Genomic DNA, 8107 nt, shown 5'->3' on the forward strand with positions numbered 1-8107 from the left:
ATCCCCTCCAGAGCCTCGCCCGGGCCCACCCCAGGCTCGTCGACGTCGAGCTCGGCCCCCTGCCCCTCGACGAGCTCACCGCCCTCGTCGACGAGGTGCTCGGGGGCGCGGCCGAGGGCCCCGCGCTCGCGGCCCTGCTCCACCAGCGCACCGGCGGCACGCCGCTCTACGTCAGCCAGCTGCTCATGGCCCTCTACGCCGAGGGCATCATCGACACCGATCGCAGCCGCGGGCGCTGGCGCGTCGACCTGGATCGCGCCCGGGCGCGGGGCAGCAGCGGGGACGTCGTGGCCTTCCTCGTCGAGCAGTTCCAGGCCCTGCCCGCGGACCTGCGCCGGGTCCTGGGCATCGCCGCGTGCATCGGCGAGCGCTTCACCATCGAGGCCCTGGCCGAGGCCGCCGACGAGGCCCCGACGCGGGTCGGCGCGCTGATCTGGGCGGCCGTCTCGGCCGGACACCTCCACCCCCTCGACCCCGACGACGCGGGCGCTGCGCTCCCCAAGCCCGGCGAGGCGGGCAGCACCCTGGTCGCGCCCCGAGCCTTCGGCTTCGTCCACGATCGCCTGCAACAAGTCGCGCGCTCGAGCCTCGAGGGCGACCGCGAGGCCCTCTACCTGGGCCTGGCCCGACGGGCGAGCCAGCGCGCCGAGCCCCGCCAGTCCCCCCTCGACGACGCCGAGCGCGTGCACACCCTGGCCCGCTACATCGGCCACGCCCTGCCCCGGGTCGAGGACCCCGAAGAGGCGCTGCGCTTCGCGGCCTGGTGCGCCGAGGCTGGGCGCCTGACCCGGGCGGCCGCCGCCTTCGAGCGCGCCGCCGAGCACACCGGCCACGCCCGGACCCTGCTCGCCCGCGCCGACGCCCCCCGACCCGAGCGCTTCGCCCGGACCCTCGAGCTCGCCGAGAGCCTGGCCATGGCTGGACGGCGCGAGGCCGCGAAGGCCTGCTTCGAGGACGCCGCCGCGCTGACCGACGAGCCCCACCAGCGAGCCCAGCGGATGCTCAGCCAGGTGACCCTGGCGATGGTCGTGGGCGACACCGAAGCGGCCCTCGCCGTGGTCGCCGACGCGGCCGCGGCCTTCGAGCTGGACCTGCGCCTGGGCGGCGACGAGGCGTGGATGGGCGGGCTGATGGCCCGGGTGCTCGGCGCGGTCGAGGCCGCCGCCGCCGAGGCCCCGCTGACCGAGCTGCCGCCCCTGCCCGCCGACGACCGCTTCCACGCGGCCCTCGGCCACATGCTCTTGGCCTCGACCAACGCCGCCTACCTGTCCGGCGACATCAACCTCTACGCGGCCCTGGCCCTGACCCTCATCGACATGGGCCTGGGCCACGGCGTCGGCGAGGTCACCGGCGTGGCCTTCGTGCAGCTGGCGATCATCTTCGCCTCGGCCCTGGCCGACTACGAGGGCGCCCGGCGCTTTTGCACCCTCGGCTTCACCCTGCTCGAGCGCTTCCCCGACAGCCCGCTGTGGGGCATGGCGAACATCATCCGCGGCACGACCATCCAGCCGTGGATCGAGCACATGCCGACGAGCGTCCCCCTGCTCGAGGCCGCCCACGTCCGCCTGCGCGCCAGCGGCATGGTCCTCAACGCGGGCTACGCCTACTTCTGCGTGGTCATGAACGCGTTCAGCATGGGCGCCCCGCTGGCCTCCGTGGTCGAGCAGGGCGAGCGCGCCTTCGCCTACCTCGAAAAATTTGGCGACCGCCCCCTGGCCGCGGCGACCCAGGCCCACCTCGACGCCTGCGACCGGCTGCGCGAGCACGCGCCGCGGCGCGCCGCGAACCCGCGCGCGGATCGGGAGGCCGCCGCCCTCAACCCCGCGGCCCTGTTCGTGATCCACAGCGTGTCGGCGTTCACGGCCTGGGTCCTCGGCGAGAGCGAAGAGGCCGACGCCGCGCTCGCGGGCGTCGGCCCGGCGCTGGCGGCCGGCACGGGCCTGTTTCCCTGGGCGGTGTTCCAGGTCGTCGCGGCTGCGCGCGCGTGCGAGCGCCTCGAGGGCGCCCCCGATCTCGACGAGCCCGAGCGCGCGGCCCTGGTCGAGACCGTGGACCAGACCCGAGCGATGCTCGCCCGCTGGCGCGAGAGCTGCCCGGCCAACGCCGACAGCTTCGCCCACCTGCTCGAGGGCGCGTGGGCCGGGGCTCAGGGCGAACACGACGCGGCCCTGCGCGCCTACACGGCCGCCGCCGACGCAGCCGCGGAGGCGGACTTTCTGGCCATCGAGGGCCTCGCCAACGAGCGCGCCGCGGCCTTGCTCGAAGGTCGCGGCGGCACCCCCCGGGCCGCCGTCGGCTACCTCGTCTACGCGCGCGCGGCCTACCGGCGCTGGGGCGCCCGCGTGCTCGAGCGCCGGGTCGCCGCCAAGCTCCGCGCCCTCGGCCACGCCGAGACCTCGACCGAGGCCAAGGCCCCGGTCACCGAGACCCTCTACACCCTCGACGTGTCCAGCCTGGTGCGCATGTCCATGGCGCTGTCCGAGTCGACGCAGGTCGAGGACCTGCTCGCCCAGCTGCTCGCGCTCGCGGGCGAGAACGCCGGGGCCGATCGCTGCGCCGTGCTGTTGATGGAGGCCGGCGGGCTCCACCTCCACGCCGATCAGCGCGCGGGCGAGGCCGTGCACAGCCTCGCGCCGCCGGTGCCGCTGTCGACCCTCGGCGACGATCTGGCCGCGCGCATGGTCGAGGCGTGCCGGCGCAGCTCGAGCCCCCTGGTCGTCGACGACACCGAGGCCCCGCCCCAGCTCGGCTCCCCGAGCTGGCGCAACCGCGACCCCTACCTCGGCCGCGCCGCGGTCCGCTCGGCCCTCGCCCTGCCCATGACCGAGCGCGGCGTGACCGTGGGCGTGCTCTACCTCGAGAACCGCGTGACCCCGGGGGCCTTCACCCGCCAGCACCTGCGCGTGCTCGGGACCCTCGCGGCCCAGGCCGCGGTCAGCATCGCCAACGCCCGCCTGTTCACGGCGGCCCGCGGTCGCGAGGCCCGGTGGCGCGCCCTCGCTACCTCGGCCCCCGACGCGATCATGATCGTCGACGAGCAGCGGCGAATTCGCTACGCGAACCGCGAGGCCTTCGGCCGCACTCCCACCGAGCTCGCCGAGGTCCGCGTCGACGAGCTCGTGTCCCCCGCCGACCGCGAGGCCCTGGCGAGCGCCGTCGCCTTCGTGTTCAGCACGGGCTCGACGACGGCCTGCGAGGTCGGCGTCCCGACCCCCGCCGGGCGGCGCAGCTACACCACCCGCATGGGGCCGATCCTCGGCGAGCTCGGGGTCGACCAGGTCACCCTGATCGCCACCGACGTCACCGAGCAGCGCCAGCTCGAGCAGCAGCTGCGCCAGTCTCAAAAGATGCAGGCCGTCGGCACCCTCGCCGGCGGCGTCGCCCACGACTTCAACAACCTGCTGACCGTGATCCTCGGCGCCTGCGAGCTCGGCGAGCTCGACCTCGAGCAGCTCTCGGACCTGCCCCCCGCCCTCGCCCAGAGCCTCGGCGACGCCTTCTCCGAGATCGGCGGCGCGGCTCAGCGCGCGGCCGAGCTGACCCGCCAGCTCCTCGCCTTCAGCCGCCGCCAGGTCCTCGCGCCCAAGCACTTCGACCTCAACGCCCTCGCCAGCGGCATCTCGCGCATGCTCACCCGCCTGCTCGGCGAGCGCGTCGAGCTGGCCATCGAGCTCGACCCCCAGCCCTGCGGCGTGCACGCGGACCGGGGCCAGCTCGAGCAGGTCATCGTCAACCTCGCCGTCAACGCCCGCGACGCCATGGCCGAGGGCGGCACCGTGACCCTCAGGACCCGCCGGGTCGTGATCCCCCCGGGCGCGGGGCAGGGGCAGCGGCGCGACGCCGTGCTCGGAGCGACGCCCCCAGCCGCGGCCCACCTCGCCACCACCGGCGAGCTGCCCGTGGGCCGCGCGGTCGTGCTCGAGGTCCAAGACACGGGCGCGGGCATGGACGCCGAGACCCTCGCCCGGGTGTTCGAGCCCTTCTTCACGACCAAGGCCAGCGGCGAGGGCACGGGCCTGGGCCTGGCCACGGTCCTCGGCATCGCGGACCAAAGCGGCGGGGCGATGGTCGTGGCCACGCAGCTCGGCGTCGGCTCGCGCTTTTGCCTGGTCCTGCCCGTGGACGAGAGCCACACCCAGGCCGAGCTCGCCCCGGCCCCGACCCACGTCCCCGTCGGCGGAGACGAGCACGTCCTGGTCGTCGAGGACGACCCCGGCGTGCAGCGCCTGGTCGCGCTGTTGCTGGGCGGGCACGGCTACCAGGTGCACACCGCGAGCGGGGGTGAGGCCGCCCTGGCCCTCGCCGAAGAACTGCGCGCCCAGGGCTCCCAGCTCGACCTCGTGCTGACCGACGTGGTCATGCCCGGGATGACCGGGCCCGAGGTCGCCGAGGCCGTCCGCACCCTCCATCCGGGGGTCGCAACGCTGTTCATGTCCGGGTACACCAACGACGCCATGGTCCGCCACGGCATCGCCACGGGCGGCGCGAACTTCCTGCAAAAGCCCTTCACTCGCCCGTCCTTACTGCAGACCGTCCGCAGCGCCCTCGACTCCCCGCGCACCCCGTGAAGCCCCTCGAGCTCATCCTCGCCGGCCTGCGCGTCTTGCTCGCGATCGCCATGGTGTTCGCGGGCACGATGCACTTCCTCAACCCGGACTTCTTCCTGGCGATCATGCCGGACTACCTGCCCCTGCACGCGGCGGCGGTCTACCTCAGCGGCGTCGTCGAGATTGGCCTGGGCGTCGCGCTTTTCGTACCCGCGACCCGGACGTGGGCGGGCTGGGGCCTCATCTCGTTGTTCCTCGCGGTCTGGCCGGCGAACATCTGGATGGCCACCGAGGGTATCCAGCCCCCGGGCGTCGGCGCGGTCTCCCCGACCGCGGCGTGGGTCCGCGTGGCCTTCCAGCCCGTGCTCATGCTGTGGGTCTGGGCCGTGAGTCGGCCGGCCAAGGCGGGCGAGCCCCAGGAACGCGCCGTGGGCTAGCAGCCCGGGCTGCTAGGATGTCGACATGCGCACTCGTCTCGAGCTGGCGGCGCTGATCGGCGCGTGCATGGGCCTCGCCGCCTGCTTGCCCGGGCTCCCCGGCGGCGACGAGCTGGGCGAAGACCCCGGAGGCAGCGAGGCGCTCCCCATGGTCGGCGGCGGCGACTTCCTCATCGACGCCCACGAGGTCCGCGTCGCGGACTACTACGACTTCCTCGAGGACTCGGCCAACCATCCGAGCGCCCTGCCCGCCCTGTGCGACGGCAAGCAGAGCGCCTTTCTGCCCGAGAGCTGGCACTCCCAGCTCGAGCGCAACGACGCGGCCGAGACCCCCGTCGTCGGCGTCGACTGGTGCGACGCCTGGGCCTACTGCGAGTGGGCGGGCAAGCACATGTGCGGGCTGGTCGGCGGCGAGCCGGCGACCCTCGAGCAAGCCGGCGACCCTGCCCTCAACGAGTGGTTTCGGGCCTGCACCGGCGACGGCACCAACTTCTCCTACCCCTACGGCAACACCCACGACCAGGCGGCCTGCAACGGCGCGGGCTTCGACGGCGACCCCGACGCGGGCGCGGTCGTGTCCGTGGCCAGCTTGCCCGGCTGCGAGGGCGGCTACGGGGGGCTGTTCGACATGAGCGGCAACGTGTGGGAGTGGACCAACGAGTGCGGCCTCGACGAGGACGACGAGGACGACGAAGACGACGACGGTCCGGTGTTCAAGTGCCGGCGCCGCGGGGGCTCCTACGCGAGCTCACCGGACAGCCTGCGCTGCGCCGGAGACAACCTGCGCGAGCCCCTGCTCCGGACCTCGACCACCGGCATCCGCTGCTGCCAGCTCGACGCGAGCGGCGGGTAGCCGCTAGCCGAACAGCCGGCCGAGCAGGCCCTTGCCCTTGCGCTGGCGCTTGCGGAGCAACCACTCGGCCCGCTCCCCGAGGCGCTTGGCCGGCATCGCCCCCACGACCGAGTCGAGGATCTCCCCGTCGAGCACGAACAGGATCGTCGGCACGGCGCGGATGTTGAAGGGCGCGGCCAGGAAGCCGTGGCTCTGGGTGTTGACCTTGCAAAAGCGGACCTCGCCCGCGTCGAACTGGCCGGCGACGGCCTCGAAGTCCCGGGCCATGGCCATGCACGGACCGCAAGTCGGCGACCAAAAGTCCAGCACGGCCGCTCCGCCCTCCTCGCTCATCAGGGCTTCGACCTCCTCGATGGTCTCGAGATCTTCGTAGGGCTTGGCGGCCTCGGCTTCGCTCATGGCCGGGGATGATAGCCCAGCCTCGGGCTCATCCCTCGATGTCTGGCGGCCAGGCCGAGCTCGCGGCCTCTGCGGGCGCGAGCTCGGGGAGCTCGCTCGCACCAGCGGCGCTCGTGGACGCATCGATGTCGTTGCCGGGCGCGGCGGGCAGCGGAGCAGGCGCGGCGTTCGGGATCGGCTCGGGCGCGGCGCTCGGCTGGGGCTGTACCTGCGGCTGGGGTCGCGGCTGCGGAGCCGCCGGTCGCGGCGTCGGCGAGGCGATCGGCGCGGGGTTCGAGACCAGCTTGGGCGCCGGCTTGGGCGCGCTCGGTCGCGTCTGGCCCCGTCCACGCCCGGCGTCGACCCACGGCGGACGCGGGGGCGCGCGATGAATCTGCCGCGGCGCCGTGTCGCCATCACTCGAACTCGGGCTAGAGCTCGGGCTCGGGCTTCCCGAAGGCGCGACCCCCGAGGCGAACACGGGCTCGTCCACGGGCGGGGGCTCGACCGGCGCCGGGCCAGCCCGCTCGACCATCTCCCGCGCCCGCGCCTGGCTGAGCACGGGCTCCTCGTCGGGCTCGCCGTCCTGGGCGCTCGCGGCGTTCGAGCCGAAGGCCAGGGCCAGGCCCATGCCCACGCAGCCCCCGACGGTCAGCGCCCCGAGGGAGCCCAGCAGGCTCCAGGCGAACCATTGGGGCGGCCCCGAGATCTCCGCCGTCGCCGCCTCCGGGCGCTCGGCGTCGAGGTCGATGGAGCGGTCACACCAGTCGGCCCGCGGCTCGCTGGAAGATGCTTGGTCGCCTGCCTTGGACACCACCGCAGCACGCTAGCCAGGAAGGCCCCGGCATCCAAAAGAACGGCGCTCCGAGGCCCCCGAACGGGCGCATTGGTTCAGCCTTCGCGCCACATCGGTACGCGATCGAGGGCTCGCTGGTCGCCGATCTCGGCGCACAGCGGCTCGAGCAGCGAGCGCCTGGCCCCGCGCCAGCGCAGCGCGTCGACCTCGGTCTCCGGCAAGGGCACGTCGGTGCGCAGCGTCGCCAGGGTCCGGTAGAGCTGCGCGTCCGCCCGGCCCGCGCGCAGCTTGTCGGCGAGCCCCTTGGCCCCGCGCACCTTCACGGTCCACGCGCTCGGGTCGTCGGGGATCGCGTCGAGGTGGCCGTACTCGCCGAGCACCGTCGCCGTCGACTTCATCCCCCAGCGCGGCAAGCCGGGGATGCCGTCGGCGCTATCCCCCACGAGGGCCAGGAGGTCGGGGATCGAGGCCGGGTCGACGCCGAATTTTTCGCGGATGCCGTCGGCGTCGTAGGTCTCGCCGCGGCGTCGATCGAAGAGCACGACCTTCGAACCGCGAACACACTGACCCAGATCCTTGTCCGGCGAACACAACAGTATGCGCTCCACTCCTGGGGCGTCCGCGAACCGGGCGGCACCCGTAGCCAGAGCGTCGTCTGCCTCGAACTCGACCATCGGCCACACCACCAGACCGAGCGCTTCACTCACCCGCTCGGCGAGGGGAAATTGCTGCCACAGCGCCGGGTCCATGCCGGCGCCCGTCTTGTAGCCGTCGAACAGCTCGTTGCGGAACGACTCGATCACGTGGTCGAAGGCGATCGCCACGTGGGAGGTGCCCTCCTCGCGCAGCAGCGCCAGCAACGAGCGCAGCAAACCCCGCGCCGCGCCGACCTCTCGACCGCTCGGGGAGGTCGCCGGTGGAGCGCCGAAGAAGCTGCGGAACAGCTCGTAGGTGCCATCGATGAGATGCAACTGCACGCCTGGACTGTGCCGAAAAAGGTCGCGCAGATCGAGCAGTGGATGCGGCACCACGGCTGAGTCGTGGACGTGGGGCAGGGAGGGCGTGGCGTCGCCCGCGACGGCTAAAATAGACGGGG

General features: G+C 73.7%; 6 protein-coding genes. 3 read left to right on the plus strand and 3 right to left on the minus strand.

The annotated features are described in order from the left end of the window. From PPSIR1_RS45380 to PPSIR1_RS45385, 3 genes are all read left to right on the plus strand, one after another. On the plus strand, nt 1–4568 hold a 4568-nt coding region (locus PPSIR1_RS45380; RefSeq protein ID WP_006977197.1), incomplete at its 5' end, for a response regulator. Further along, entirely contained in the window at nt 4565–4984 is a 420-nt protein-coding gene (locus PPSIR1_RS40790) for a DoxX family protein (RefSeq protein ID WP_006977198.1), read from the plus strand. The genes PPSIR1_RS45380 and PPSIR1_RS40790, both read left to right, overlap by 4 nt. A 25-nt stretch (nt 4985–5009) precedes the next feature. Next, on the plus strand, nt 5010–5837 hold the full coding sequence (locus PPSIR1_RS45385) for a formylglycine-generating enzyme family protein (protein WP_006977199.1): 828 nt from the start codon (nt 5010–5012) through the stop codon (nt 5835–5837). A 3-nt stretch (nt 5838–5840) separates the two neighbouring features. On the opposite strand, the gene PPSIR1_RS48945 is transcribed toward PPSIR1_RS45385, so the two are convergent. From PPSIR1_RS48945 to PPSIR1_RS40810, 3 genes are all read right to left on the minus strand, one after another. Beyond that, on the minus strand, nt 5841–6236 hold the full coding sequence (locus tag PPSIR1_RS48945) for a thioredoxin family protein (protein WP_006977200.1): 396 nt from the start codon (nt 6234–6236) through the stop codon (nt 5841–5843). A gap of 28 nt (nt 6237–6264) precedes the next feature. Continuing rightward, the gene (locus PPSIR1_RS48950; protein WP_157596516.1) at nt 6265–7029 is read right to left on the minus strand and encodes a hypothetical protein; all 765 of its coding nucleotides are present in this window, start codon (nt 7027–7029) and stop codon (nt 6265–6267) included. Nucleotides 7030–7106: 77 nt separating this feature from the next. Next, entirely contained in the window at nt 7107–7988 is an 882-nt protein-coding gene (locus PPSIR1_RS40810) for a 5'-3' exonuclease (protein WP_006977202.1), read from the minus strand. Nucleotides 7989–8107 lie beyond the last annotated feature (119 nt).

The sequence above is a fragment of the Plesiocystis pacifica SIR-1 genome (assembly GCF_000170895.1).
Classification (GTDB): domain Bacteria; phylum Myxococcota_A; class Polyangia; order Nannocystales; family Nannocystaceae; genus Plesiocystis; species Plesiocystis pacifica.

What these genes read in the sequence shown, in the direction of transcription:
- PPSIR1_RS45385 (WP_006977199.1), top strand. Translation starts at nt 5,010, where the DNA reads ATGCGCACTCGTCTCGAGCTGGCGGCGCTGATCGGCGCGTGCATGGGC.
- PPSIR1_RS48945 (WP_006977200.1), bottom strand. Translation starts at nt 6,236, where the DNA reads ATGAGCGAAGCCGAGGCCGCCAAGCCCTACGAAGATCTCGAGACCATC.